At 59.0% G+C, this 24,287-nt stretch carries 19 protein-coding genes; 9 read left to right on the forward strand and 10 right to left on the reverse strand.

Going from position 1 to position 24,287, the window contains the following annotated elements; translation table 11 throughout:
- Positions 1 to 34: 34 nt before the first annotated feature.
- From uvrA to ACNQFG_RS13375, 3 genes are all read right to left on the reverse strand, one after another.
- Positions 35 to 2,968: an excinuclease ABC subunit UvrA gene (uvrA, locus tag ACNQFG_RS13365; RefSeq protein WP_423405227.1), complete on the reverse strand. Its 2,934-nt coding sequence runs from the start codon at positions 2,966 to 2,968 to the stop codon at positions 35 to 37.
- Positions 2,955 to 5,012, reverse strand: a complete 2,058-nt coding sequence (gene uvrB / locus ACNQFG_RS13370) for an excinuclease ABC subunit UvrB (RefSeq protein ID WP_423405228.1) — start codon at positions 5,010 to 5,012, stop codon at positions 2,955 to 2,957. The genes uvrA and uvrB overlap by 14 nt, the downstream gene beginning before the upstream one ends.
- Positions 5,013 to 5,274: 262 nt before the next feature.
- The gene (locus ACNQFG_RS13375; RefSeq protein ID WP_423405229.1) at positions 5,275 to 6,000 is read right to left on the reverse strand and encodes a JAB domain-containing protein; all 726 of its coding nucleotides are present in this window, start codon (positions 5,998 to 6,000) and stop codon (positions 5,275 to 5,277) included.
- A gap of 170 nt (positions 6,001 to 6,170) precedes the next feature.
- Between ACNQFG_RS13375 and ACNQFG_RS13380 the strand changes: the two genes are divergently transcribed.
- Genes ACNQFG_RS13380 through ACNQFG_RS13400 form a run of 5 tightly spaced genes read left to right on the forward strand, consistent with a single transcriptional unit; the run spans position 6,171 to position 8,798 of the window.
- Positions 6,171 to 6,344: a hypothetical protein gene (locus tag ACNQFG_RS13380; protein WP_423405230.1), complete on the forward strand. Its 174-nt coding sequence runs from the start codon at positions 6,171 to 6,173 to the stop codon at positions 6,342 to 6,344.
- On the forward strand, positions 6,311 to 7,153 hold the full coding sequence (locus ACNQFG_RS13385; protein ID WP_423405231.1) for an RluA family pseudouridine synthase: 843 nt from the start codon (positions 6,311 to 6,313) through the stop codon (positions 7,151 to 7,153). Before ACNQFG_RS13380 ends, ACNQFG_RS13385 begins: the two co-directional genes overlap by 34 nt.
- Before the next feature lie 13 nt (positions 7,154 to 7,166).
- On the forward strand, positions 7,167 to 7,541 hold the full coding sequence (locus ACNQFG_RS13390; RefSeq protein ID WP_302275779.1) for a PAS domain-containing protein: 375 nt from the start codon (positions 7,167 to 7,169) through the stop codon (positions 7,539 to 7,541).
- Positions 7,542 to 7,559: 18 nt separating this feature from the next.
- On the forward strand, positions 7,560 to 8,192 hold the full coding sequence (locus tag ACNQFG_RS13395; protein ID WP_423405232.1) for a CatA-like O-acetyltransferase: 633 nt from the start codon (positions 7,560 to 7,562) through the stop codon (positions 8,190 to 8,192).
- Between the two features lie 15 nt (positions 8,193 to 8,207).
- Positions 8,208 to 8,798, forward strand: coding sequence for an HD domain-containing protein (locus ACNQFG_RS13400; RefSeq protein WP_423405233.1), 591 nt, complete (start codon positions 8,208 to 8,210; stop codon positions 8,796 to 8,798).
- A gap of 40 nt (positions 8,799 to 8,838) precedes the next feature.
- Here ACNQFG_RS13400 and ACNQFG_RS13405 read toward each other — a convergent pair whose 3' ends face one another.
- Positions 8,839 to 10,446, reverse strand: a complete 1,608-nt coding sequence (locus tag ACNQFG_RS13405) for an MBL fold metallo-hydrolase RNA specificity domain-containing protein (protein ID WP_423405234.1) — start codon at positions 10,444 to 10,446, stop codon at positions 8,839 to 8,841.
- A gap of 216 nt (positions 10,447 to 10,662) precedes the next feature.
- Here ACNQFG_RS13405 and typA point away from each other — a divergent pair, with 216 nt between their 5' ends.
- Positions 10,663 to 12,486 (forward strand): translational GTPase TypA, encoded by a 1,824-nt coding sequence (gene typA / locus ACNQFG_RS13410; protein ID WP_005945857.1) that lies wholly within the window; start codon positions 10,663 to 10,665, stop codon positions 12,484 to 12,486.
- A 278-nt stretch (positions 12,487 to 12,764) separates the two neighbouring features.
- Positions 12,765 to 13,292 (forward strand): nitroreductase family protein, encoded by a 528-nt coding sequence (locus tag ACNQFG_RS13415; RefSeq protein WP_423405235.1) that lies wholly within the window; start codon positions 12,765 to 12,767, stop codon positions 13,290 to 13,292.
- Between the two features lie 53 nt (positions 13,293 to 13,345).
- Here ACNQFG_RS13415 and ACNQFG_RS13420 read toward each other — a convergent pair whose 3' ends face one another.
- On the reverse strand, positions 13,346 to 14,392 hold the full coding sequence (locus ACNQFG_RS13420) for a GDSL-type esterase/lipase family protein (protein WP_423405236.1): 1,047 nt from the start codon (positions 14,390 to 14,392) through the stop codon (positions 13,346 to 13,348).
- Positions 14,393 to 14,743: 351 nt separating this feature from the next.
- Between ACNQFG_RS13420 and ACNQFG_RS13425 the strand changes: the two genes are divergently transcribed.
- Positions 14,744 to 15,967: a 6-phosphofructokinase gene (locus ACNQFG_RS13425; protein WP_005939849.1), complete on the forward strand. Its 1,224-nt coding sequence runs from the start codon at positions 14,744 to 14,746 to the stop codon at positions 15,965 to 15,967.
- A gap of 83 nt (positions 15,968 to 16,050) precedes the next feature.
- On the forward strand, positions 16,051 to 17,283 hold the full coding sequence (locus ACNQFG_RS13430) for a 6-phosphofructokinase (RefSeq protein WP_097781973.1): 1,233 nt from the start codon (positions 16,051 to 16,053) through the stop codon (positions 17,281 to 17,283).
- A gap of 99 nt (positions 17,284 to 17,382) precedes the next feature.
- On the opposite strand, the gene ACNQFG_RS13435 is transcribed toward ACNQFG_RS13430, so the two are convergent.
- The 5 genes from ACNQFG_RS13435 to ACNQFG_RS13455 form a co-directional block, all read right to left on the reverse strand.
- Entirely contained in the window at positions 17,383 to 18,699 is a 1,317-nt protein-coding gene (locus ACNQFG_RS13435) for a 2-hydroxyglutaryl-CoA dehydratase (RefSeq protein ID WP_337678698.1), read from the reverse strand.
- Between the two features lie 50 nt (positions 18,700 to 18,749).
- Positions 18,750 to 21,689, reverse strand: coding sequence for an acyl-CoA dehydratase activase (locus ACNQFG_RS13440; protein ID WP_423405237.1), 2,940 nt, complete (start codon positions 21,687 to 21,689; stop codon positions 18,750 to 18,752).
- 410 nt (positions 21,690 to 22,099) lie between these two features.
- Positions 22,100 to 22,858, reverse strand: coding sequence for a sensor histidine kinase (locus tag ACNQFG_RS13445; protein WP_423405238.1), 759 nt, complete (start codon positions 22,856 to 22,858; stop codon positions 22,100 to 22,102).
- 54 nt (positions 22,859 to 22,912) lie between these two features.
- The gene (locus ACNQFG_RS13450) at positions 22,913 to 23,665 is read right to left on the reverse strand and encodes a response regulator (protein ID WP_223449835.1); all 753 of its coding nucleotides are present in this window, start codon (positions 23,663 to 23,665) and stop codon (positions 22,913 to 22,915) included.
- A 73-nt stretch (positions 23,666 to 23,738) separates the two neighbouring features.
- Positions 23,739 to 23,957 (reverse strand): hypothetical protein, encoded by a 219-nt coding sequence (locus tag ACNQFG_RS13455; protein WP_423405239.1) that lies wholly within the window; start codon positions 23,955 to 23,957, stop codon positions 23,739 to 23,741.
- Between the last annotated feature and the right edge of the window lie 330 nt (positions 23,958 to 24,287).

Below are 24,287 nucleotides of genomic sequence, written 5' to 3' on the forward strand. Positions count from 1 at the left end.
CACGGGTGTTTGTCAACAGTTTTTTGAAGATTTTTTATATTTTTGTAAAATCCTCTGGAGTACGTTCTTTCTTTTTTGATTTCTTTGCGGCGGGCGCGTTCTGTGCTGCCTCGGCCTCCTGCTGGCGCAGCAGCTTATCCTTTTCCAGCAGCGGCTTGAGATATTGGCCCGTGAAGCTGCCCTCTGCTTCGGCCACCTGCTCCGGGGTGCCCTCTGCGATGACCAGGCCGCCTGCGCTACCGCCTTCAGGGCCAAGGTCAATGATATGGTCGGCGCACTTGATAAGATCCAGATTGTGCTCGATGACAATAACCGTGTTGCCCGCATCTACCAGCTTCTGCAGCACCTCGATCAGGCGGTGCACATCTGCAATATGCAGGCCGGTAGTAGGCTCGTCCAGAATATACACGGTCTTGCCAGTGCTGCGGCGGGCCAACTCATTGGCCAGCTTCACGCGCTGTGCTTCGCCGCCGGAAAGGGTGGTGGCGCTCTGGCCCAGTGTTACATAATCAAGACCCACGTCCAGCAGGGTCTGCAGTTTGCGGGCGATTTTGGGCTGGTTGGAAAAGAATACCACTGCTTCCTCCACGGTCATGTTCAGCACATCGGAGATGGTCTTTTCCTTATACTTCACTTCCAGCGTTTCGCGGTTGTAACGCGCCCCCTTGCATACCTCGCAGGGCACGTACACATCCGGCAGGAAGTGCATCTCGATCTGCAGAATACCGTTGCCCTCACAGGCTTCGCAGCGGCCGCCCTTGACATTAAAACTGAAACGCCCCGGGCCGTAACCGCGCATTTTGGCATCCTGTGTCTGGGAGAATACCGTGCGGATATCATTGAACACACCGGTATAAGTGGCCGGATTGGAGCGCGGCGTACGGCCAATGGGCTGCTGGTCGATACCGATGACCTTATCCACAAATTCCAGCCCTTCTACCCCATCGCATTTGCCTGCGCGGGAACGCGCACCGTTCAGCTCGCAGGCAAGCGTCTTATACAGAATTTCGTTGATGAGGCTGGACTTGCCGGAGCCGGAAATGCCGGTAACGCAAATAAACTCTCCCAGCGGGAATTTCACGTCGATATTGTGCAGGTTATTTTCCCGTGCACCCCGTACAGTAAGGTAATTGCCGTTGCCGGTGCGGCGGGTCTGCGGTACGGCAATGCGTTTGCGGCCGGAGAGATAATCGCCGGTGATGCTGCGCTTTGCCTTGCAGATGTCCTTCACGCTGCCAGCGGCTACGATCTCACCGCCATGCACGCCTGCGCCCGGGCCTACATCCACGATATAATCCGCGCTGCGCATGGTATCTTCATCGTGCTCCACCACAATGACTGTGTTGCCGAGGTCGCGGAGATTTTTCAGGGTGGCAATGAGCTTGTCGTTATCGCGCTGATGCAAGCCGATGGACGGCTCGTCCAGCACATAGAGCACGCCGGAAAGCGCACTGCCGATTTGAGTGGTCAGGCGGATGCGCTGGCTCTCGCCGCCGGAAAGAGTGCCTGCTGAGCGGGCCAGCGTGAGATAATCCAGACCCACGCTCTGCAAAAACTGCAGGCGGTTCCGGATCTCCTTCATGATCTGGCCGCCGATCTGCTTCTGTTTTTCGGTCAGGTTCGGTTCGTTCTCGGCAATGAATTTCAGCTCGTCCCGGATGGACATTTCGCAGAAATCGCTGATGTTCTTATCCCCGATGGTCACAGCCAGCACCACGGGTTTCAGGCGCTTTCCGTGGCAGTCCGGGCACTCCACGCCGGACATGAAGCTGCCGATTTCTTCCTTCATCCACTCGCTGTTGGTCTCGCGGAAGCGGCGCTCAAGGTTCTCCACGATGCCCTCGAAGGTATTATAATACACACCGCTTCCGAACTCATTCGTGCGATGCATCTCAATTTTTTCGCCATTGGTTCCGTACAGCAACGCATTGACAGCTTCGGTGCTCATCTCTTTGATGGGCGTATCCAGCGTAAAGCCGTACTTTTTGCCAAGGCCAAGGTAATACATTTCGGATACAGACCCCTCGGCATAGTACCAGCCGCTGGCCTTGATGGCACCCTCACGGATGGAAAGGTTCCGGTTGGGCAGGATGCGTTCCTCGTCCACTCGCATAAAAGTGCCAAGGCCGGTACACTTTTCGCAGGCTCCCAGCGGGTTATTGAAGGAGAAGAGCCGGGGTGACAGGTCGCTGATGGAAATGCCGTGCTCCGGGCAGGCAAAGTTCTGGCTGAAGGTCATACAATCGCCGCCGATCACGTCCACTTCGGCGATGCCGCCGGTAAGCGCCAGCGCGGTTTCCAGCGAATCTGCCAGACGGCCCCGGATGCCCTTGCGCATGGCAAGGCGGTCCACCACGATTTCCACCGTATGCTTGATGTTCTTTTCCAGCTTGATCTCTTCGTCAAGATCATACAGGTTGCCGTCGATCTTCACACGAGCATAGCCACCGCGGCGGGCAGCATCCAGCTCTTTCTGCTGGGTGCCTTTGCGCTGGCGCACCACAGGAGCCAGCACCTGAAACTTCGCACCTTCGTCCAGTTTGAGTACCGCGTCCACCATTTCGTCCACGGTCTGCTGGCTGATCACCCGCCCGCACACCGGGCAGTGGGGCACGCCCACGCGGGCGTACAGAAGTCGCAGATAATCGTAGATCTCCGTCACGGTGCCCACGGTGGAACGCGGGTTGTGGCTGGTGGTTTTCTGGTCGATGGAAATTGCCGGTGACAGACCGGTGATCTCATCCACATCGGGCTTGTCCATGCGGCCCAAAAACATGCGTGCGTAGCTGGAAAGGCTTTCCACATAGCGGCGCTGGCCGTCGGCATAGATGGTGTCGAACGCAAGGCTCGACTTGCCCGAACCGGAAAGGCCGGTCATGACGATCAGCTTTTCCCTCGGGAGGGTCAGGTTAACATTTTTCAGGTTGTGCTCGCGGGCACCTTTGATGACGATTTTATCGTTTGCCAAGGTATTTTCTCCCTTTTCGTTGTGTCTGTGAATGATTCTGTTTGCGCTCCGTTTCTGCCGCAGAGTCCACCGTCGGGTTCTCGCCCCGGCGCAGTCGGTCGATCTGGTCACGCAGGAAGGCCGCGTGTTCAAACTCCAGCAGCTTCGCCGCTTCCTTCATCTCACGGGTCAGGCGCTCGATGGCGGCCTCCCGCTCCATCCTGCCCATGCGGCGGGTGTTCAGCTTAGCGTTCTCCGCTTTATCGCTGATCTCGATGCTGTCTGCAATGGCCTTGACGATGGTTTTTGGCACGATGCCATGTTCTTTATTGTAGGCCATCTGGATGGCGCGGCGGCGCTCGGTCTCGGTGATGGCGCGGTCCATGCTGTCGGTGACGACATCTGCGTACATGATGACAAGGCCCTCGGCATTGCGGGCCGCGCGGCCAATGGTCTGGATCAGGCTGGTCTCGCTGCGCAGAAAGCCCTCTTTGTCGGCATCCAGAATGGCCACAAGGCTCACCTCGGGCAGGTCAAGACCCTCGCGCAGCAGGTTGATGCCCACCACAACATCAATGGAGCCAAGGCGCAGGTCCTTGATGATCTCCATGCGCTCAAAGGTGTCCACCTCGTGGTGCATATACTTGACTTTGATGCCCTGTTCGGTAAGGTAGTCGGTCAGGTCTTCAGCCATTTTCTTGGTCAGCGTGGTCACGAGAACGCGTTCGTGCCGCTGGATACGGGTATTGATCTCGCCCAACAGATCTACCACCTGCCCTTCCACCGGGCGAACCGAAATGAGCGGGTCCAAAAGGCCGGTGGGCCGGATGACCTGCTGCGCCACCTGCGTGCTGTTCTGCCGCTCGTAGTCGCCGGGCGTAGCCGAAACGAAGATCATCTGGTTCAGCTTGGACTCCACTTCCTCGAACTTGAGCGGGCGGTTATCGAAGGCGGACGGCAGGCGGAAGCCGTACTCCACCAGCGTTTTTTTGCGGGCATAGTCGCCGCCGTACATGGCGCGCACCTGCGGCAGGGTAACATGGCTCTCGTCCACAAACAGCAGAAAATCATCCGGGAAATAATCCAGCAGAGTGGTGGGCATACTGCCCGGCGCACGGCCCGAAAGCACCGCCGAATAGTTCTCGATGCCTTTGCACATGCCCACCTCGTTGAGCATCTCAATGTCGTAATTGGTGCGCTGGGCAATGCGCTGCGCCTCGATCAGCTTGCCCTCGGCGGTGAACTGCTTCACCTGCGCGTCGCACTCGGCGCGGATCTTTTCCAGCGCTACCGCCTTCTTCTCGGCGCTGACGATATAGTGGCTGGCCGGGAAGATGGCTACATGCTTGACTACATTCTGTTTGGCCCCGGTGAGAGGGTTGAACTCCGTGATGCGGTCGATCTCGTCCCCAAAAAATTCCACCCGGATAGCAAGCTCGCTCATATAGGCAAGGTAGATGTCCACGATATCGCCGTGCACACGGAACTTGTTGCGTACAAAATTCACGTCGTTGCGCTCATATTGCAGAGTAACCAGCTTCTGGCACAGCGCATCGCGCTCCATCTGCATGCCGGGGCGCAGGCTGATGACCATGCTGCGGTAGTCGATGGGGTCGCCCAGCGAGTAGATGCAGGAAACCGATGCTACAATGATCACGTCCCGCCGCTCCGAAAGCGCCGCCGTGGCCGAATGGCGCAGGCGGTCGATCTCATCGTTGATGGCGCTGTCCTTTTCAATATAGGTATCCGTGCTGGGGATATAGGCTTCCGGCTGGTAATAATCGTAGTAGGAGACGAAATACTCCACCGCGTTGTTGGGGAAAAACGACCGGAACTCGGTGCACAGCTGGGCCGCCAGCGTTTTGTTGTGGGCCAGAACCAGCGTGGGCCGGTTGCATTTTGCAATAACATTTGCCATGGTAAAGGTCTTTCCGCTGCCGGTAACACCCAGCAGGGTCTGGCAGCGGTCGCCCCGCTCCACACCCTCCACAAGCTGCTGGATGGCCTGCGGCTGGTCGCCCGTCGGGGCATAGTCCGAGACCAGATGGAAGGTTTCATCTGCCATGCCGCTCTCTCCTTTCGATTGTCATGGAACCACAAATAGTTGTGCTTTTCGTGTTCAGTATAGCACAACTATTTTATAAAGTAAACAAGAAGTTTTTTGAACAGAGCAGGACATCGGGCAGTCTCCCCGCAAGTGAGACGGGGATTCCATACCCCGCCCTATTGCCTTCGGCAACAGGGTCCCACCCGTCGGACACTTGCTTGGGAGACCACCCGACATCCTGCCAGCTGCCCCTGCCGCACGAGGGGAGTTTTCCTGCATCTCAGTACGGCCTTAACATCTCCCCGGTCGCAAGGTCGTAGAACGGCAGGCGGTTTGCGTCCCGCATGGAGAAATACTCCGTCTCGGTCAGGATGATGTGGTCCCGCAGAAGAACATGGACGAGCCCCAGCGCCCGGACGATGTTCTCGGTGGCCTGGATGTCCTCCCGCGAGGGCAGCGCCACGCCGTTTGGGTGGTTGTGGCAGAGCACGACCCGGTCGGTGCCGCCCTTCAAGGCTGCCGCCACCACGTCTTTGATGGCAAGGCTCACCCGGTCGCTGGTGCCGTCCTTGAGCCAGAGCGTCGCCCGGACCCGGCTGCGGCTGTCCAGCGCCAGCAGAAGGGCGCGCTCCTGCGCGGCCCCGGCAAACAGGCCCATCAGGTGTTCCGCCAGCTGTTCCGTCGTCTTCAGGCAGCCGTTTCTGCCGGTGCGACACTGGGTATAGTATCGGCAGACATCGGGCATCAGATGCAGCATCCGGGCCGTGGCCGGGCCAACGCCCTCCACCGTCATCAGGTCTTCTTCCGAGGCATCCAGCACCCCGGCAAAATCACCGAAGCGGTCGATGAGCTCGTGGGCCATCCGGTTCGTGTTCTTCCGCGCGTTGGTGATGTACAGCAGGCATTCCAGCGCCTCGTGCGGTTCCAGGCTGGAAAAGCCGTTCTCTGCCACTCGGCTGCGCATCCGCCTGCGGTGCCCGGTATGGATCTTTGAATCTTCCGCCATAAGTCGGCTCCTTTCGCGCGCTTTCTCCTCTTAATAGTACCCGATTTTCTGCAAAACACAAGGGCCCGGCCTAAATTTTCGCGTTGACTTCAGAAAACGAGTAGTTTATTATAGGGATATCGCATCCATGCGCGGCCCATCCGCGCTTCAACATGAGGAACAGAACAAGAATGAAACAATATACCGCAACCGCCAACGACGACGGCGTTCGTCTTTCCCGCTTTGTGCAGAGCGTGACCCGCGATTTTCCCACCAGCCTTTTGTACAAGAGCTTCCGCAATAAGCGCGTGAAGGTAAACGGAAAAAAGGCGTGCCGGAGTACCGCATTCAGGCAGGCGACCTGATCGAGCTGTACATCAACGACGAGTTTTTCCCGCCGGAAGGGGCGAAGCCCGCACCGAAAGCCCCCAAAAAGCAGCCCAATCAGCCCAAGGTCAATATCATTTATGAGGACGAAAACATTGCTGTGCTGTACAAACCCACCCACCTTTTGTGCCACAGTGACCGCACCGGCGATGCGAACCTTGTGGATGCTTTTACCCAGTATCTGGCCGAAAAAGGCGAGTACGACCCCCACGGCGAGAACCGGTTCAAGCCCGGCATTTGCAACCGGCTGGACCGCGGCACCGAGGGCCTTGTGATCGCCGCCAAGAGCTACACCGCCCTGCGGGACATGAACGAGATCATCCGCACTGACCTACTCAAAAAGGAGTACTACACCATCACGGTGGGTATCCCGCAGTCCGGGCGGTTCACCGCATGGTGGGAGCACGACGAGAAGAACAACAAGGTAAGCATCCATGCACACCAGTCGCAGGACGAGCGCCGCAAGCAGATCATTACGGACGTGGACGTACTGCGCACCGCCGGGCCGTTCGCCCTGTGCAAGATCGGCCTTGTCACCGGCCGCACCCACCAGATCCGCGCCCACCTCGCCTACCTCGGCAAGCCGGTTCTGGGCGACATCAAGTACGGCAACCGCAAGATGAACGAGCGCACCGGCACCAAAACGCAGGCCCTGTGCGCTGTGCGGGTCACTTTCCTTGATATTCCCGAGGAAAACACCCTGCATTATCTCTCCGGCAAGGTCGTCAAGCTGAAGGACCCCCAGATCGTAAAGCAGTTCGACGCGCTGGATCGGAGCAAAGAATAAAAGGAGACTCTCCATGGAAAACCTGAACGCCTATTTCAAAAGTGTCATCGACCAGGACACCGCATCGGTCGTCCTGTGTGACCTGAACCATACCATCGTCTACATGAACCCTGCCGCCATCCGCAATTACGCCAAGCACGGCGGCGCGGCGCTCATCGGCCGCAGCCTGCTCCACTGCCACAATGCCAGCTCGAACAGCCGCATTCAGGAAGTCGTGGACTGGTTCGCGGCCAGCCCGGAGCACAATATCATCTACACCTATCACAACGAAAAGCAGAACAAGGACGTCTACATGGTCGCCCTGCGGGACGCCGACGGCACCCTCATCGGCTACTACGAAAAGCACGAGTTCCGCAGCCCGGAGACGATGGAGCGGTACGCCTTTTAAGAGAAAGCGAGCATTGCCATGCAGAAGATCGACCGTTCCACCTGGCCCCGCGCGGAAAAGTTCGGCTTTTTCTCGGCGGTGTCCCAACCGTTTTACAGTGTCACCTTCCGGGTGGACGTAACGAATCTCCACGCCTACACCAAGCAGCGCGGGCTCTCGTTTTACTATGCGCTCGTGTATCTCGCGACGAACGCCGTCAATGCCGTGGAGAACTTCCGCTATACCATCCGGGACGGCGAGGTCTGGCTGCTGGATAAGCGCATCCCCAGCCTGACCGACCTGAAGCCCGGCAGTGAGCAGTTCCACATCGTCACACTGCCGCAGGAAGAAACGCTGGAGCAGTTCTGCGCCGCTGCCAAGGCCCGCAGCGAGGCACAGGCCCACTTCCTCGACCAGGACGACAAAGAGCTGGATGCCCTCATCTATTTTTCCTGCACCCCCTGGTTCGACCTCACGGCCCTGACCAACGAGCGCGATTTTGACCGCGACGACAACATCCCCCGCATCGCTTGGGGAAAGTACGTCCCGGACGGCGCAGGCCGCGAGACGCTGGGGATGTCGGTAGAGGTGAATCACCGCTTCCTCGATGGCATCCACCTCGGCAGATTCTACCAGACGCTTCAGGCGTCCATCGACGCGCTGGAGCCGTGAAAAAGGAGGCTGCGTATGTACCCCACCCGTGAAGAAGCCATTGCCTTGCTGGCGGAGGCCGAGCCGCACACCCCCGGTCCCTGGGGCGACCACAGCCGCACCGCCGCCCACTGCGCAGAGAAGATCGCCGCAGCCGTCGGGCTGGACCCGGACAAGGCGTTCGTGCTGGGCCTGCTGCACGACATTGGCCGCCGCTACGGCAAGCGGCACCTCGGCCATGTATCGGACGGCTACATCTATATGATGGAGCTGGGCTATGACGAAGTGGCCCGTGTCTGCATGAGCCACTCGTTCAACGACCAATCCCTTGCCAGCTATGTCGGCCACAGGGACACCACACCCGAAGAAACGGCCCTTATTGAGCGGGAGCTCGCCACCATGGTCTACGACGACTACGACCGGCTCATTCAGCTCTGCGACTCACTGGCGGATGCGACCGGCGTCGTGGATATCGAGGAGCGGATGGCTGATGTCAAGCGCCGCTACGGCGATTACCCCCAGAACAAATGGGACATGAACCTTGCCCTGAAAGCCCATTTTGAGCAGCTTGCCGGGCGCAGCATTTATGATGTTGTGGAAAAGGACAGCTACCGTCCTTCCACGTAAGACAAAAGCCACGCTTTCGCGTGGCTTTTGCTGTTTTTTCTTATCGGTCCCACTTATCGCACAGGGCATTGATCTGGTCGGCAAACTTGGCAAGGTCTTTGTTTGCGCCGCCCTCGTTGTGCTCGATGACCCGCAGCAGGCGCTTGCCGGCGCTGACCAGCCGCTGGAAAACCGTGGCGGCGCGGCTGGCACCCTCACTGGTCCGACACTCGACCCGCACTCTGGTGCCCTCCTGCAGGCAGACGGCTCCCTCGGCTCCGATGGCCCACTGTGCGCCGTTGTAGGGTGCGCAGGCAGTGAAGCCTTCGTCGGTGAGGGTCTGGGCGAAGATGTTCTCCACCTCGTCGTCGCCGTGGACGATGAAGACCCGCTTGGGCTTGGGCGAAAAGGCGTTGATCCACGCCAGTAGGCCGTTTTTGTCCGCGTGGCCGGACAGACCGGTCAGCTGGCAGATCTCCGCCCGCACCTCGATGGCCTCGCCGAACAGTTTGACATCGGTAGCACCTTCAATGAGGGTGCGGCCCAGCGTGCCCACCGCCTGATAGCCCACGAACAGAATGGTGCACTCCGGCCGCCACAGATTGTGCTTGAGGTGGTGGCGGATGCGGCCTGCCTCGCACATACCGCTGGCCGAGAGGATGACCTTTGGCACGCGGTCTGCATTGATCATGCGGGATTCATCACTGGTCACGCTGACCCGCAGGCCGGGGCACTGGATGGGGTCGATGCCCTGGGCCAGCAGGGCGCGGGTCGCCTCATCAAAACAGTCCGGGTCGGTATCTTTAAAGATGCGGGTCGCCTCGATGGCAAGCGGGCTGTCAATGTACACCGGGAAGTTGCCGTGCCCCTTCACAAGGCCCTTTTCCTTGATCTCACGGATAAAGTAGAGCATCTCCTGCGTGCGGCCCACCGCAAAGCTGGGAATGACCACATTGCCGCCCCGGTCAAAGGTGCGCTGCAATATTCTGGCCAGTTCGCCGATGTAATCCGGGCGGGGGCCGTGGAGCCGGTCGCCGTAGGTGGACTCCATCACCACATAATCGGCATCGGTCAAATAGGTCGGGTCCTTGATGAGGGGCTGGTTCTGGTTGCCGATGTCGCCGGAGAAGACGAGCTTGGTGGTGGTGCCGTTCTCCGTCACCCAGATCGCAATGCTGGCCGAGCCAAGCAGATGGCCCACATCCACGAACTCGATCACAAGGCCGGGGGCCAGTTCCAGTTTCGTGTTGTAATCCACGCCCCGGAACAGCTTCATGGCTGCTTCAGCATCCTGCACAGTATACATCGGTTCCACCGGTTCTGCGCCAGAGCGCTGGCCCTTGCGGTTTTTCCACTCCGCTTCAAATTCCTGAATATGGGCCGAGTCCCGCAGCATGATGCCGCACAGCTCCACCGTGGGGTTCGTGGCATAGATCTTGCCGCGGAAGCCGTTGCGCACCAGCAGCGGCAGCATACCGGTATGGTCGATGTGTGCATGGGTGGCCAGCACCCAGTCGATCTCGCCGGGTGCCACCGGGATGGGCTGGTTCTCGTATACGTCCTTGCCCTGCTCCATGCCGCAGTCGATCAAAAAGCGCTGCCCAGCCGCTTCGATCAAAGTGCAGCTGCCGGTGACCTCATGGTTCGCGCCCAGAAATGTGATCTTCATAAAAACACCTCCGGCTTTATTTCTTCTGTATCCTTAGTATAGCATATTCTAAAGGTACACGCCGCACAAATCGCATGGCTTTTCTCAGGCATTTTGCCGAAAGGTTGAAAAATTTTTTATACAATCTTGACAAACCACCCCTTCCTGTTATAAACTTAAACTTGTATGACGTTCGTTCGTATTTTATGAGTTTTAATAATAGAGAGGTTGAATTTTATGGTTCGTAACGATTTGCGCAACGTTGCCATTATCGCTCACGTTGACCACGGCAAGACCACCCTGGTGGACGCAATGCTGCGTCAGAGCGGCGCATTCCGCGATAATCAGGTCGTGGCTGAGCGCGTCATGGACAGCGGCGATATCGAGCGTGAGCGTGGCATTACCATTCTGGCCAAGAACTGCTCCTGCACCTACAAGGGTGTCAAGATCAATATTGTCGATACTCCGGGCCATGCCGACTTTGGCGGCGAGGTGGAGCGCGTGCTGAAGATGGTCAACGGCGTTCTGCTGCTGGTGGATGCCGCCGAGGGCTGCATGCCCCAGACCCGTTTTGTGCTGCAGAAGGCTCTGCAGCAGAACCTGAGTCTGGTGGTGGCCATCAACAAGATCGACCGCCCCGATGCCCGCATCAAGGAAGTCATCGACGAAGTTCTGTACCTGCTGATGGATCTGGGCGCTACCGATGAGCAGCTGGACTGCCCCATGCTGTTCTGCTGCGGCCGTGATGGCACCGCAAGCCTGGACCCGGATGTGCCCGGCACCGACCTGATCCCCCTGTTCGATACTCTGCTGAGCACCATCAAGCCGCCTGAGGGCGACCCCGAGGCTCCCTTCCAGATGCTGGTGTCCTCTGTGGACTATAACGACTTCGTGGGCCGCATCGGCATTGGCCGCATCCAGAACGGCGTTGCCAAGGTGGGCGAGGAAGTTGTCGTCTGTGACTGGCACAATCAGGATCTGAAGATGCGCGGCCGTCTGACCAAGCTGTACGACTTCCAGGCCAATGGCCGTCAGCCGTGCGATAACATCACCGCCGGCGATATCGTGGCATTCTCCGGCCTGCCCGACGTTACCATCGGCAATACCCTGTGCAGCCCCTCCAATGTGGAGCCGCTGCCCTTCGTGAAGATCAACGACCCCACCGTGGAAATGACCTTCTCCGTCAATGACAGCCCGCTGGCCGGCCGCGAGGGTAAGTATGTTACCAGCCGTCAGATCCGTGACCGTCTGCAGAAGGAGCTGCTGAAGGATGTCGCTTTGAAGGTGGAGGATTCCGCCACTACCGATTCCTTCCGCGTTATGGGCCGTGGTGAGATGCACCTGTCCATCCTGATCGAGACCATGCGCCGTGAAGGTTATGAGCTGCAGGTCTCTCCCCCGCACGTTCTGACCAAGGTCATCGACGGCAAGACCTATGAGCCTATGGAGCATGTCGTCATCGATGTGCCCACCCAGTATCAGGGCGCTGTCATGACCGGTCTGGGCCAGCGCAAGGCTATCCTGCAGCAGATGGAATCTCTGGGCACCGACCGCGTACGTCTGGAGTTCCGTATGCCCAGCCGCGGCCTGTTCGGCTACCGCAACCAGTTCCTGACCGATACCCACGGCGAAGGCATCATCAACCAGATTTTCGACGGTTACGATGTCTGGGCTGGCATGATTGCCAACCGCTCCACCGGTTCTCTGGTCAGCTTTGAGACCGGCGAGGCTGTCACCTACGGTCTGTTCAATGCTCAGCAGCGCGGCACCCTTCTGGTGGGCGCTGGTGAAAAGGTCTACGAAGGCATGGTCATTGGCTACACCGCTTCCGGCGAGGATGTGGATGTCAACGTTTGCAAGACCAAGCACCTGACCAACACCCGTGCATCCGGCTCCGATGATGCTCTGCGCCTGATCCCCATTAGCAAGCTCAGCCTGGAAGGCTGCCTGGAATTCTTGGCACAGGACGAGCTGCTGGAGGTCACTCCTGAAAATCTGCGCATCCGCAAGCAGATCCTGAACCACGAGCAGCGCATGAAGGCCAAGAGCAAGCTGAAATAAGCGCTCCCCTTCTTCCATTCCAAAACAGCTCAACGGCACCGCAAGCCCCACGGCCTGCGGTGCCGTTTTTTGTGTTTGTCTGCCTTTCTATCGCAATTTTCAAAAATAGTGCCAATCAAAACGGCATCTTTGCGATATGCAGTTTGCGGATGTTGCTTGTGCATTAAAAACGCAAACTGCTATATTTGCAAACCGGCTCCATTCTCTGTATAATAAAGAAAACTCCATCTCACTGCGGCGCTGTGCCGCGTGAAAGACACAAACAGGGAGGTTTTGTTATGAACGACATCATTCAGGCCATGGAGACCCGCCGGAGCATCCGGCAGTTCAAGCCCGACATGCCCCGCAAGGAAGATCTTCAGCAGATCATCGAGGCCGGTCTTTACGCCGCCAACGGCAGAGGCCGACAGGGCGCGATCATTCTGGCCGTGACCAACAGGGAGTTGCGCGACAGGCTCTCCGCCCTGAACCGCGAGATCGGCGGCTTCCCGGAAGGCAAAGACCCCTTCTACGGTGCCCCGGCGGTCCTCATCGTGCTGGCAGACAAGAGCTGCCCCACCGGCATCTACGACGGCAGCCTTGTCATGGGCAACCTGATGCTGGCCGCACACGCGCTGGGCCTGGGCAGTATCTGGATCCACCGCGCCAAGGAGGAGTTCGAGCGCCCGGAGTACAAGCAGCTGCTCAAAGACCTCGGCGTCGAGGGCGAGTGGGAAGGCATCGGCCACTGCGTCGTCGGTACCATCGACGGCGAAGCCCCGCAGCCCGCACCCCGCCGGGACGGCCGGGTGTTCTGGGCCGAATAAACAGGCGCAAAAAAGGAACGGCATACCAGACGGTGTGCCGTTCCTTTTTGTGCTTAATTTGCCGCGTAGGCGCTGCCCTGCGTCCAGGCATTGGCAGCCGAATACTTTGCGTGGTTGCGCAGGTAGGTGACCCATGCGCCGTAGCCGTTGCCTGCCGAGAAATGGATGCCGTCCGGAGCGGCCAACACCTCTTTCAGGTTGCCCTCGCCGTCGGCAAGGGTCTCCCACAGGTCAAGGTAAACGCATCCCTTGTCCGCTGCCAGCAGGGCCAGCTGCTCATTGACCGAGCGGATGACGTCCGACACAAGGCCGGGCTTTTCCGCCGCAGCGGCCGGGCGCACCGGCGGGATAGACTGCACGTAGATCACGCAGTCCTCGCCCAAAGCCTCGCGCAGCATATCCAGCATCTGGCCATAGTAGGCAAGGAAGCGGTCCGAAGCGCCCAGCGTGGTGAGGGTGTTAGTGCCCAGCAGGATATACAGCTTCTTGGGCCGGGCAGCGGCCAGCACATCCAGCGCTACCTCCTGCCCGCGGGTGGGGCTTTTGACTGCGCTGCGGTTCACAATGGCATCCGGGCCAACGCCGGTATAGCCGCAGATGAGTGCCCCGTCCAGATTGATCTGGTAATCCGAGAAGCCCACCGTCAGACTGTCGCCCAGAAAGGCTGCGTCCGCAAAGTAGCTCAAGTCCACCTGCCCGCAGCTGGGCTGGCGGATGGTGCTGCTGTCGTGCGCCTTGACCGTGTAGCCGCCCGCCGTCTGCCGGGCCGGGCCGAAGGTCTCCAGCGTCACGGCCGCGGCTCCGGAGTCCGCCGTGCTGCCCGCGCTGCCGGAGTCCGCGGCGGTCTCCCCGCTCTCCCCCGCTGTGCTGTCGGCCGCTTCGCCCTGCATGGGCAGCGGTGCCAGAATGTTCTCGGCAATGCCGCTGGAAGTCGCAGTCTGCGGCTGCTCGCTCTCCTTTGAACCGTTTTCCAGAATGGCCGTCACGGCCAGCGAGAGCAGCAGAATGGCTGCAATGACCCCTGCCAGCCGCAGCCCGGTCCCTGCACGGCTGCGCCTGGCGCGGCCATGCGCCGAATGATATTCGTGTGAAATTCCCATCGTCGTTCCCCTTGCCTTTTTTATATTTACGGGTAGTATCCCTCAAAAATTGCATCGCATTCCGGGATCGCACCGTTTTTTGTGCCATATGACCATTATTTTATCATAATTTTTTTGCCTGTGCAACCAATTAGGTCTTGCATACAACAGGCAAATGGTTTACAATAGAAGAGTAGCAGGAATTGTGCCGTTTTCATTGAAGTGCTTGCACATCCTGCATTCTTTTTGTACGACTTGCGGCGAATGGCTGCGCTTGTTCCGGGAGCAGTGCAGGGCACCCGAAACAGTTTCAAAACGCAGCCGTCCGTTTTGCGGGACGTAACCGTTTTTTTGGATAAGAAGGAGGTTCTCATGGCGAAAAACGTCATCATCGGCCAGAGCGGCGGCCCTACCGCCGTGATCAACTCCAGTCTGGCAGGCGTGTACAAAGCCGCCTGCAGCCTGGGTGCAGACAAGGTGTACGGTATGAAATACGGCATCGAAGGTCTGCTCAAGGAAGAAATGCTGGAGCTGAACGTCCTGCTGGACGACCGCATGAGCATTGAACTGCTCAAGCGCACGCCTTCCAGCTACCTTGGCAGCTGCCGTTACAAGCTGCCGGACCCGGATGTGGACTCCACACCCTTCATCAAACTGTTCACCCTGTTTGACAAGTACGACATCTGCGCGGTGTTCTACATTGGCGGTAACGACTCCATGGACACCATCGCAAAGCTTTCCCGCTACGGTGAGCGCGTGGGCAGCAGCGTGCGGTTCATCGGTGTGCCCAAAACCATCGACAACGACCTGTGCCTGACCGACCACACCCCCGGCTACGGCTCTGCCGCCAAGTACATTGCCACTATTTTAAAGGAAGTCATCCGGGATTCCTCCGTGTATGACATCCGCAGCGTGACCGTGGCCGAGATCATGGGCCGCCATGCGGGCTGGCTTGCCGGTGCGGCCTGCCTTGCGGGCGGCGACGACTGCGAAGGCCCGGATCTGATCCTGCTGCCGGAGGTGCCCTTCGATCAGGACAAGTTCCTTGCCAAGGTGGACGAGCTGCAGCGCCGCAAGTCCAATGTGATCATTGCGGCCAGCGAGGGCGTAAAGACCGCCGACGGCACCTATCTATGCGATCTGGTGTCCACCGCAGGCCAGCTGGATGCCTTTGGCCACAAGGCCGTGCTCAGCGGCACCAGCCGTTATCTCTCCGACCTCATCCACGACAAGCTGAACTGCAAGAGCCGTGCCATCGAGTTTTCCACCCTGCAGCGCTGCGCCAGCCATCTGGCCAGCCGCACGGATGTGAACGAAGCCTACGCTGTGGGCGGTGCCGCAGCAGCCGCCGCCTTTGCGGGCGAGACCGGCCGCATGATCGCGCTCAAGCGCATTTCCGCTTATCCCTACCAGTGCATCACCGAGTCGGTGGATGTGCAGCAGGTGGCAAACCTTGAAAAGAAGGTGCCGCTGGACTGGATCAGCCCCGACGGGATGCAGGTGACTGCTGCCTTTGAGGAGTATGCCCGCCCGCTGATCCTGGACGAGGTAACCCCCGTCTATGTCAACGGCACCCCGCGCCACATCCGTCTGTAATCCCTTTTCCCGCGTCTGTTTTCGTGCATCCTGCACGTAATATTATATTGCCGAAACAGAAAAACAAAAAAGGAGAAATCATCATGGGTAAAAATGCAATCGTTGGTCAGTCTGGCGGTCCTACTTCCGTCATCAATGCAAGCCTTGCAGGCGTATTTGAAAGCTGCAAGAACCGCGGCGCAGAGATCGTTTACGGTATGTGCAATGGCGTTGCCGGTTTGCTGGAGGAGCGGGTGGTGGATCTTTCCACCGTGCTGACGGACGATCTGGACATCGAGCTGCTCAAGCGCACCCCGTCCAGCTTCCTCGGCAGCTGCCGCTACAAGCTGCCGGACTGGCATGAGGACGAGACCGTCTACAAAAAGCTGTTCGCCATTCTGGAAAAGCTGAACATCGGCTACTTCTTCTACATCGGCGGCAACGACTCCATGGACACCATCGGCAAGCTGGCCGAGTACGGCGAACGCATCCAGAGCGACATCCGCTTTATGGGTGTGCCCAAGACCATCGACAACGACCTGATGGTCACCGACCACACCCCCGGCTACGGCTCTGCTGCCAAGTACATCGGCGTGGTGATGAAGGAGATCATCCGCGATGCCACCGTGTACGGCACCAAGTACGTCACCGTGGTGGAGATCATGGGCCGCAACGCCGGCTGGCTGACCGCTGCCGCCGCTCTGGCAAAGAGTGACGACTGCGAAGGTGTAGACATGATCTGCCTGCCCGAAGTGCCCTTCAATGTGGAACACTTCATTGAGAAGGTGCGCGTGATGCAGGAGAAGAAGCCCAGCATCGTGATCGCCGTTTCCGAAGGCGTGAAGCTGGAAGATGGCCGCTACGTCTGTGAGCTGGCCGACGATGTGCACGCAGTGGACGCTTTCGGCCATAAGGCCCTGACCGGCACCGCACGGTATCTGGCAAATGTGGTGGCCCGCAATCTGGACACAAAGACCCGCTGCATCGAGCTTTCCACCCTGCAGCGCTGCGCAGGCCATCTGACCAGCCGCACCGACATCACCGAAGCCTATCAGGTGGGCGGTGCTGCCGCCAAGGCTGCCTTTGAGGGCGTTACCGGCCAGATGGTGGCCCTGAAGCGCATCTCCAACAGCCCGTACCAGTGCACCACCGAGCTGCACCCCATCAGCGAAGTTGCAAACCTCGAAAAGAAGGTGCCGCTGAGCTGGATGAACGCCAACCACACCCAGATGACCGATGAGTTCCTGGCTTATGCCCGCCCGCTGATCCAGGCCGAGCTGACCCCGCTGTACATTGCCGGTCTGCCCCACCACATCTACATGAAGAATCAGAAGTGATCTCTCCTGCATTGATTTTTCTCAAGGCATGATAAAAGCCCGTCCGAGTTTTAGGCCCGGACGGGCTTTTTGCATTTCGGTATTTTCCGCTTTAGAACATCAGACCGCCGCGCCGACTTTGGGTGCGCCGCCTGCGATTTCCTCTGCCGTCAGAGGCTTTGCCTCCACCGGGGCATTCAGGCGCTCCTTGGCCACTGCCAGCATCAGCTTGATGCGGTTTTCCTGATTGACCTTGGTGGCGCTGGGGTCGTAATCGATGGGGGTGATGTTGGCACTGGGGTACAGGGCGCGGATCTTATTCACCATACCCTTGCCCACGATGTGGTTGGGCAGGCAGCCGAAGGGCTGGGCGCACACGATATTGCCGTAGCCGCCCTGCACCAGCTCGATCATCTCGGCAGTCAGCAGCCAGCCCTCGCCCATCTTGGCACCCAGCGAAATGATGCCCTTGGGCTTTTCCACCAGCTCCTTGAAGGGGCCGGGGGCGTAGAAGCCTGCGTCGGCCTCAGCCTTGAGCATGGCGCGCTCGATGCCGTCCAGCCAGTTCAGGAACTGGTCAATGCCGATCTTCACAGCCAGCTTGCCGCCGTACAGTACATGATCCTCGCCCATGTTGAAGGCACAGTACTGCACAAAGCCCATCAGGCCCGGGAAGTTCACCTCGCAGTCCTGACTTTCCAGAAACTTCTGCAGGTCATTGTTGCCCAGCGGGCTGTACTTGACGTAAATTTCGCCAACCACGCCCACCTTGACCTTGGGCACCCGGGTAACGGGGATGGCAGCAAAGTCCTTTGCGATGAGGGGGAAGGTGTGCTTCATCTCCTTGGAGGTGTAGCCCTTGCCTGCCAGCAGCACGCGGCCCAAGCGTTCCACCCACAGGTCTACCATCTTATCGGCAGCCCCCTTCTCGTTCTCGTAAGGTGCCACCTGATTGCGCAAAGCGCACAGCATATCGCCGTAGAAGATGCAGGCCAGCGCACGGCGGGCCAGCGGCAGGGTCATCTGGAAGCCGCTGTCCTTTTCCAGACCCGAGAAGTTCAGGCTGGCCACCGGGATCTGCGGATAGCCTGCCTTGACCAGTGCCTTGCGCAGCAGATGAATGTAGTTGGAGGCACGGCAGCCACCGCCGGTCTGGGTGATGAGCAGGGCGGTGTGATCCAGATCATACTTGCCGCTGTTCAGCGCATCCAGAAACTGACCGATGACCAGCAGAGCCGGGTAGCAGGTGTCGTTGTGGACGTATTTCAGGCCCAGCTGTGCCACGGCACTGCCGCAGTTGCCCAGAATTTCGCACTTGTAGCCGTCGTAACGCAGGGCGTACTCCAGCAGGCGGAACTGGGTAATGGCCATGTTGGGGATGAGGATGGTATGGGTCTTCTTCATCTCCGGGGTAAATTTGGGATAATTGTATTCCATAGGTTCCTCCTATGTTGCTTTCTTAAAAAGCTTTTTGCTCTATCTCTATTTTATTCTGCCTTTTCTGCGGCCACCTCGTCCCGCTCGTCCAGAGCAGCAAACAGACTGCGCAGGCGGATATTCACGGCACCCAGATTGGTGATCTCGTCGATCTTGAGCTGGGTGTAGAGCTTGCCGCCCTCCTGCAGAATTTCGCGGGTCTCGTCGGTGGTGATGGCATCCACGCCGCAGCCGAAGGACACCAGCTGCACCAGATCCATATCCTTCTGGGTGGTGCAGTACTTGGCGGCGGCATACAGGCGGCTGTGGTAGGTCCACTGGTTCAGCACACTGGTAGGGAACTTCTGCACCCGGTTGGAAATGCTGTCCTCGGTAACAACGGCAGCACCGTGGCGGGTGATGAGGCGGTCGATGCCGTGGTTCACCTCGGGGTCCACATGGTAGGGGCGGCCTGCCAGCACGATGATGCGCTTGCCCTGACGGCGGGCTTCATCGATGATCTCGCTGCCCTTCACGCGGATCTTTGCCATGTGGGACTCGTATTCCGCATAGGCGGCATCCGCTGCGGCCTGCACTTCCTTCTCGGAGATACCGCCAAAGTACTTGGGCAGGATGTTCTTTGCCATCTTGTGCACAAAGTCCTTAGGGCGGTGGATGCCCACATAGTCATAGATGAACTTGGTGCCCTCCAGCTCCGGGCAGTTGCCTGCCAGAACCTCGGGGTAGTAGGCCACCACCGGGCAGTTATAGTGGTTGTCGCCCAGTCCCTCGTCCACATTGTAGGTCAGGCAGGGGTAGAAAATAGCGTCCAGCTGCATCTGGCTCAGGGCCTTGATGTGGCCGTGGCTCAGCTTTGCCGGGAAGCAGGCGGTATCGCTGGGGATAGTAGCCTGACCGGCGAGGTACAGGCCGCGGCTGGACACTGGGCTGGTGTGCACGGCAAAGCCAAGCTTTGTCCAGAAGGTGTGCCAGAACGGCAGCATCTCATACATATTCAGGCAGAGCGGGATGCCGATGGAGCCGCGCTTGCCGGCCACCGGCTTGTACTCGGCCAGAAGCTGCTGCTTGTAGGCGTAGAGGTTCAGGCTGTCGTCGGCGCTCTTGCCGGTCACGGGCTTATCGCAGCGGTTGCCGGAGATGTACTTGCGGCCATCCGCAAAGGTGTTGACGGTGAGCTGGCAGTGGTTGCCGCAGCCGCCGCACTTGACGCTGACCACCTTCTGGTCGAAGCTCTTCAGCTCCTCCAGCGTCATCACGGAGGAAGTCTCTCTGTGGTTCCTGGCGCTCTGGCGCAGGCCGAACAGAGCCGCACCGTAAGCGCCCATCAAGCCGGCAATGTCCGGGCGGATGACCTCCACGCCCATCTCCTTTTCAAAGGCGCGCAGCACGGCTTCATTATAAAAGGTACCGCCCTGCACCACGATCTTGCGGCCCAGCTCTTCCGGGCTGGATGCGCGGATGACCTTGTACAGTGCGTTCTTGACCACGCTGATGGACAGACCAGCCGAGATGTTCTCGATGCTTGCGCCGTCCTTCTGGGCCTGCTTGACCGAGCTGTTCATGAACACGGTGCAGCGGCTGCCCAGATCCACCGGGCGGTCTGCAAACAGGCCAAGGCTTGCAAATTTCTTCACGTCATAGCCCAGTGCCTGTGCAAAGGTCTGCAGAAAGCTGCCGCAGCCGGAGGAACATGCTTCGTTCAGGAAGATGTTGCTGATGGCACCATCTTCGATCTTGAAGCACTTCATATCCTGACCGCCGATGTCGATGATGAAATCCACATCCGGCATAAAGTATTTTGCAGCGGTAAAGTGCGCCACCGTTTCCACCAGACCGTAATCGCAGCGGAATGCGTTCTTCACCAGCTCTTCGCCGTAGCCGGTGGTGGTCACGCTGGCCACCTGCAGGCCCGGGTGCTCCTTGTAAATTTTGAGCAGCTGCTCCCGGATGAGGGGCAGCGGGTTGCCCAGATTCGGCTGATAGTTGGTGTAGAGGATCTGGCTCTTCTCGTCCACCACCACCAGCTTGACGGTGGTGGAACCGGAGTCGATGCCGATATGCACCGGGCCGCACTGCGCGCTGAACGGCACACGCGGCACACTGTGGGACATGTGGCGGGCGTGGAAGGCCTCGTATTCTTCCTTGCTGGCGAACAGCGGCGGCTCGCTGGCATAGGTGGCAGTGGCAGCGTACCGATCCAGCGCATCGGCCACCTCAGACAGAACGAAAGCCTTGTCGGCATAGAGGGCAGCGCCCAGTGCCACATACAGCAGGCTGTTCTCCGGGCAGGTGCCAGTCACGTTCAGCGCCTCGTCAAAGCTCTTGCGCAGCACACTGCTGAAGGTGAGCGGGCCGCCCAGATACAGGATATTGCCCTTGATGGGACGGCCCTGTGCAAGGCCTGCAATGGTCTGGTTGACCACAGCCTTATAAATGCTGGCAGCAATGTCCTCGGTACGGGCACCCTGATTGATCAGGGGCTGCACGTCGCTCTTGGCAAACACGCCGCAGCGGGACGCAATGGTGTAGGTGCGCTGTGCGTTCTCTGCTGCCTTGTTCATCTCGTCGGCACCCATTTTCAGCAGGGTGGCCATCTGGTCGATGAAGGCACCGGTGCCGCCGGCACAGCTGCCGTTCATGCGCACCTCGGTACCGTTGGTCAGAAACAGGATCTTGGCATCCTCACCGCCCAGCTCGATCACGCAGTCGGTGGCAGGCACAAAGCGCTTGACCGCCACGCGGGTGGAGAATACCTCCTGCACAAAGGGCACGCCGCAGCTGTCGGCCAGACCCATGCCCGCCGAACCGGAAATGCTCAGCAGCGCCTTCTGACCGTGCAGCTGCTCGGCATCGATGCGGCGCAGCAGCTCCTGCGCCTTTTCCAGAATATGGCTGTAATGCCGTTCGTATGTAGAATACAGCAGCGCATCATGTTCATCCAGCACCACACACTTGATGGTGGTACTGCCGATGTCAAGACCTACTCTCACGTTTTTCTTTCCTCCTGAAGGAACTTCCTGCCAGTTTTCGGGCAGGGCCGCTCTGCCATGCTCTGCCCGAAAAGTAGTTCGTTAGCGAATCATCTGCAGGACTCGCATACAGTTGTATTATACTCAAAAATGCGAAAACAATCAATTAGTGTTCCCCATTTTACACAGAAAAAATAGTATTTTCCGCTCAAAAAGTTAAACATTTTGTTAATTTCACGGAACTTTCGGCCGCATTTTTCCATAAAACAGCTAAGATTCTTTACTGAGAGTGGATTTTGGCAGACAAAACGCGCTGCGCATCGGTGGGCAGTCCATCCCGCCCGATGCGCAGCGCGTTCATAATCACATTGCAAGATATTCTTCTACCGCCTTGTCCAGCAGCCGCCCCAGGACGGCTTTGGAATCTGCGGTCAATTCCCTGAGTGCCTGCGGGTGAGCAGATACAGCTCGCGGCGGAGCTGATGCTGCAGCGCGGTGGTGCTGTGTTCGTCCGGGTGGGACGGCTGCGAGCGGAACTCGACCGTCGTTTCGATGGGGAACGGCCGGGTGGGCAGCGGCAGTGTCAGCTCTGCCCGGACACCCTGCGGTGTGCGGGGCAGCAGGGCAAGCTCCCAGCCCAGCTGGCGGCAATACCGGCGGCAGAGCAGCAGCCCCGCCTGCGCACCGCCCAGAAAGCGGCGGCGGTTTTCGAGCCAGCCCTCCCCTTCCGGCAGGCCGCAGCCATCGTCCTCGATGGTCAGGCGGATGTCCTGCCCGGTCTGCCGCAGGCACACCTGGATGTTCCCGCCGGGCGCGGCGGCACGCAGGGCGTTCGAAAGCAGGTGAAAGCAGATCTGTTCGGCCATTTCCCGGTCGCCCCAGACAAGGCACTGCTCCAGCCCGCCGCAGTCTACGGTGAGCTTCGTGCTGCTCTGGGCGTCGATCTCGCCGCGCAGCCCTTCCAGCTGCGCCAGCAGGCGGCACAGGTCCACCGGCCGCTTCTGCACCGGTTCCTCCGGAGCCGAAAGCTCCATCAACTCCCGGAACGTCCGTTCCAGCCGGGCTGTTTCCTGCTCCATGTCCTCCAGCGCCTGAGCCGTGCGGGCATCCTTCAGCGGCTGCAAGTGCATCTGTAAATATTCCCGGTTCTGTTCCAGCAGGCGCAGTGAGTGCAGAAACGCTGTTTCCAACTGTTTTTGCGGAAATCCCGCTTCGTCCTGCCTGCACATATCCACCGTTCCTCCTTACCGCTGTTCCCGCACGATGATGCCGCGCCGCAGCACGGTCTGCTGCAGCGAGTAGACCAGCCTGCCGGTGGTGACTTTGAGCCCGGTCAGGCCGTTTTCCGCCTTGAAGTGCTCCCATTCCACCGGGTGCCGTGTCTCCAGCCCTTCGACCAGACGGCGCAGGCCGCTGTCCACAGCGGCCACCGTGATGTGATATTGTTCCGCGACGCCCTGCAAAATTTCTTTGCGAAGCGCCAGTTTTCCATCGGCTGAACAGGCGATCTGTACCGCCAGCGTGAGGTATTCGCAATTGGTGTCCGGCTGCGGGAGCTTCCACAGCTCGTACAGGTGGGTGCAGAACCGCTCGATCTGCATCGAGTTCCGGCCGGGGACGCCCAGCAGCCCCCGCAGAAGATCCCGCAGATGGTCGTGCCCGACGCCGTAAAAGCGGCTGCCCGGCTGCAGGTGGGCGGCGGTGATGTCGTCGGCCCAGCCGTCGCCCTGCAACAGGAGCGGCGGGTGGCTGGGCAGGCGGTTGAGCTTTTCGAGGAAGGTCAGGCTGTCCATATCCTCCAGCTGGCTGCTCAGCACCAGCACATCAAAGCACCGCTCCTGCCGCAGCGCCTGCAGGACAGGCTCCCCGCTCTGGAAGCAGGTGCATCGGATGATGGTGCTCTGCTCTTCCAGATAAAACTTCCGGATGCGGAGTTCCCGGTCGTCGTAGCTCATCAGAGCGACGCGCAGGTTCTCCGCATCCCGCTCACCGGGCACCTGCGGCACCTCCGTTCTGCTCTGCTTCCAGCACCGGGAGCCAGTCTGCGATCACATCGCCCCAGATCTCTGGCTACACGGCATTTTCACACAGATATTGCAGCAGCCGGTAGCCTGCCTCCGGATGCAGCGGAACAAACTCGCTGACCTGCTGTTCCCGCTCGCCCTTCCGGTCCAGCGTCAGGTGGCAGCCGCCTTCTGACGCATCCAGCGCGTAGACCAGCGTATACGCGGCCTGATAGCCCTTGATCGACGAGAACTGCCGGATCAACGGGGCATACGTTCGTTCCATAAAAGACTCCTCCTTGCTGCTGTGGTTGCCATAATCTTCCGGTCTATGGCTTTTCATTCCTATTTTATAGAGCAGCACAGAGAGATGCAATCCCCTAAAAAGCGTCAAAATGTGTCGTTTTGGTGTTTGCTCTGCCCGGTTCACCTCGCGTTTTTCGCCAGAGAAAAGCCGATGGAAACTGCTTTTCTTTGTCAAGGATACCACCTTTTCCGCCCAAAAGCAAGGGACCGTAATTTTCTCTTATCTTCCAGAACTTCCCCTGTCGGGAGCCGTCGGGATGCCACGATTTGTTCACATTTTTCTGATAAAATAAAGTGATATTTTTGTTCC

It is taken from the genome of Faecalibacterium prausnitzii, assembly GCF_049532945.1.
In the GTDB taxonomy this organism is placed as follows: domain Bacteria; phylum Bacillota; class Clostridia; order Oscillospirales; family Ruminococcaceae; genus Faecalibacterium; species Faecalibacterium prausnitzii_N.

Coding starts and splice junctions, on each gene's coding strand:
- uvrB (WP_423405228.1), bottom strand. CDS start 5,012: ATGGCAGATGAAACCTTCCATCTGGTCTCGGACTATGCCCCGACGGGC.
- ACNQFG_RS13375 (WP_423405229.1), bottom strand. CDS start 6,000: ATGGCGGAAGATTCAAAGATCCATACCGGGCACCGCAGGCGGATGCGC.
- ACNQFG_RS13380 (WP_423405230.1), top strand. CDS start 6,171: ATGAAACAATATACCGCAACCGCCAACGACGACGGCGTTCGTCTTTCC.
- ACNQFG_RS13390 (WP_302275779.1), top strand. CDS start 7,167: ATGGAAAACCTGAACGCCTATTTCAAAAGTGTCATCGACCAGGACACC.
- ACNQFG_RS13395 (WP_423405232.1), top strand. CDS start 7,560: ATGCAGAAGATCGACCGTTCCACCTGGCCCCGCGCGGAAAAGTTCGGC.
- ACNQFG_RS13400 (WP_423405233.1), top strand. CDS start 8,208: ATGTACCCCACCCGTGAAGAAGCCATTGCCTTGCTGGCGGAGGCCGAG.
- ACNQFG_RS13405 (WP_423405234.1), bottom strand. CDS start 10,446: ATGAAGATCACATTTCTGGGCGCGAACCATGAGGTCACCGGCAGCTGC.
- typA (WP_005945857.1), top strand. CDS start 10,663: ATGGTTCGTAACGATTTGCGCAACGTTGCCATTATCGCTCACGTTGAC.
- ACNQFG_RS13415 (WP_423405235.1), top strand. CDS start 12,765: ATGAACGACATCATTCAGGCCATGGAGACCCGCCGGAGCATCCGGCAG.
- ACNQFG_RS13420 (WP_423405236.1), bottom strand. CDS start 14,392: ATGGGAATTTCACACGAATATCATTCGGCGCATGGCCGCGCCAGGCGC.
- ACNQFG_RS13425 (WP_005939849.1), top strand. CDS start 14,744: ATGGCGAAAAACGTCATCATCGGCCAGAGCGGCGGCCCTACCGCCGTG.
- ACNQFG_RS13430 (WP_097781973.1), top strand. CDS start 16,051: ATGGGTAAAAATGCAATCGTTGGTCAGTCTGGCGGTCCTACTTCCGTC.
- ACNQFG_RS13435 (WP_337678698.1), bottom strand. CDS start 18,699: ATGGAATACAATTATCCCAAATTTACCCCGGAGATGAAGAAGACCCAT.
- ACNQFG_RS13455 (WP_423405239.1), bottom strand. CDS start 23,957: ATGGAACGAACGTATGCCCCGTTGATCCGGCAGTTCTCGTCGATCAAG.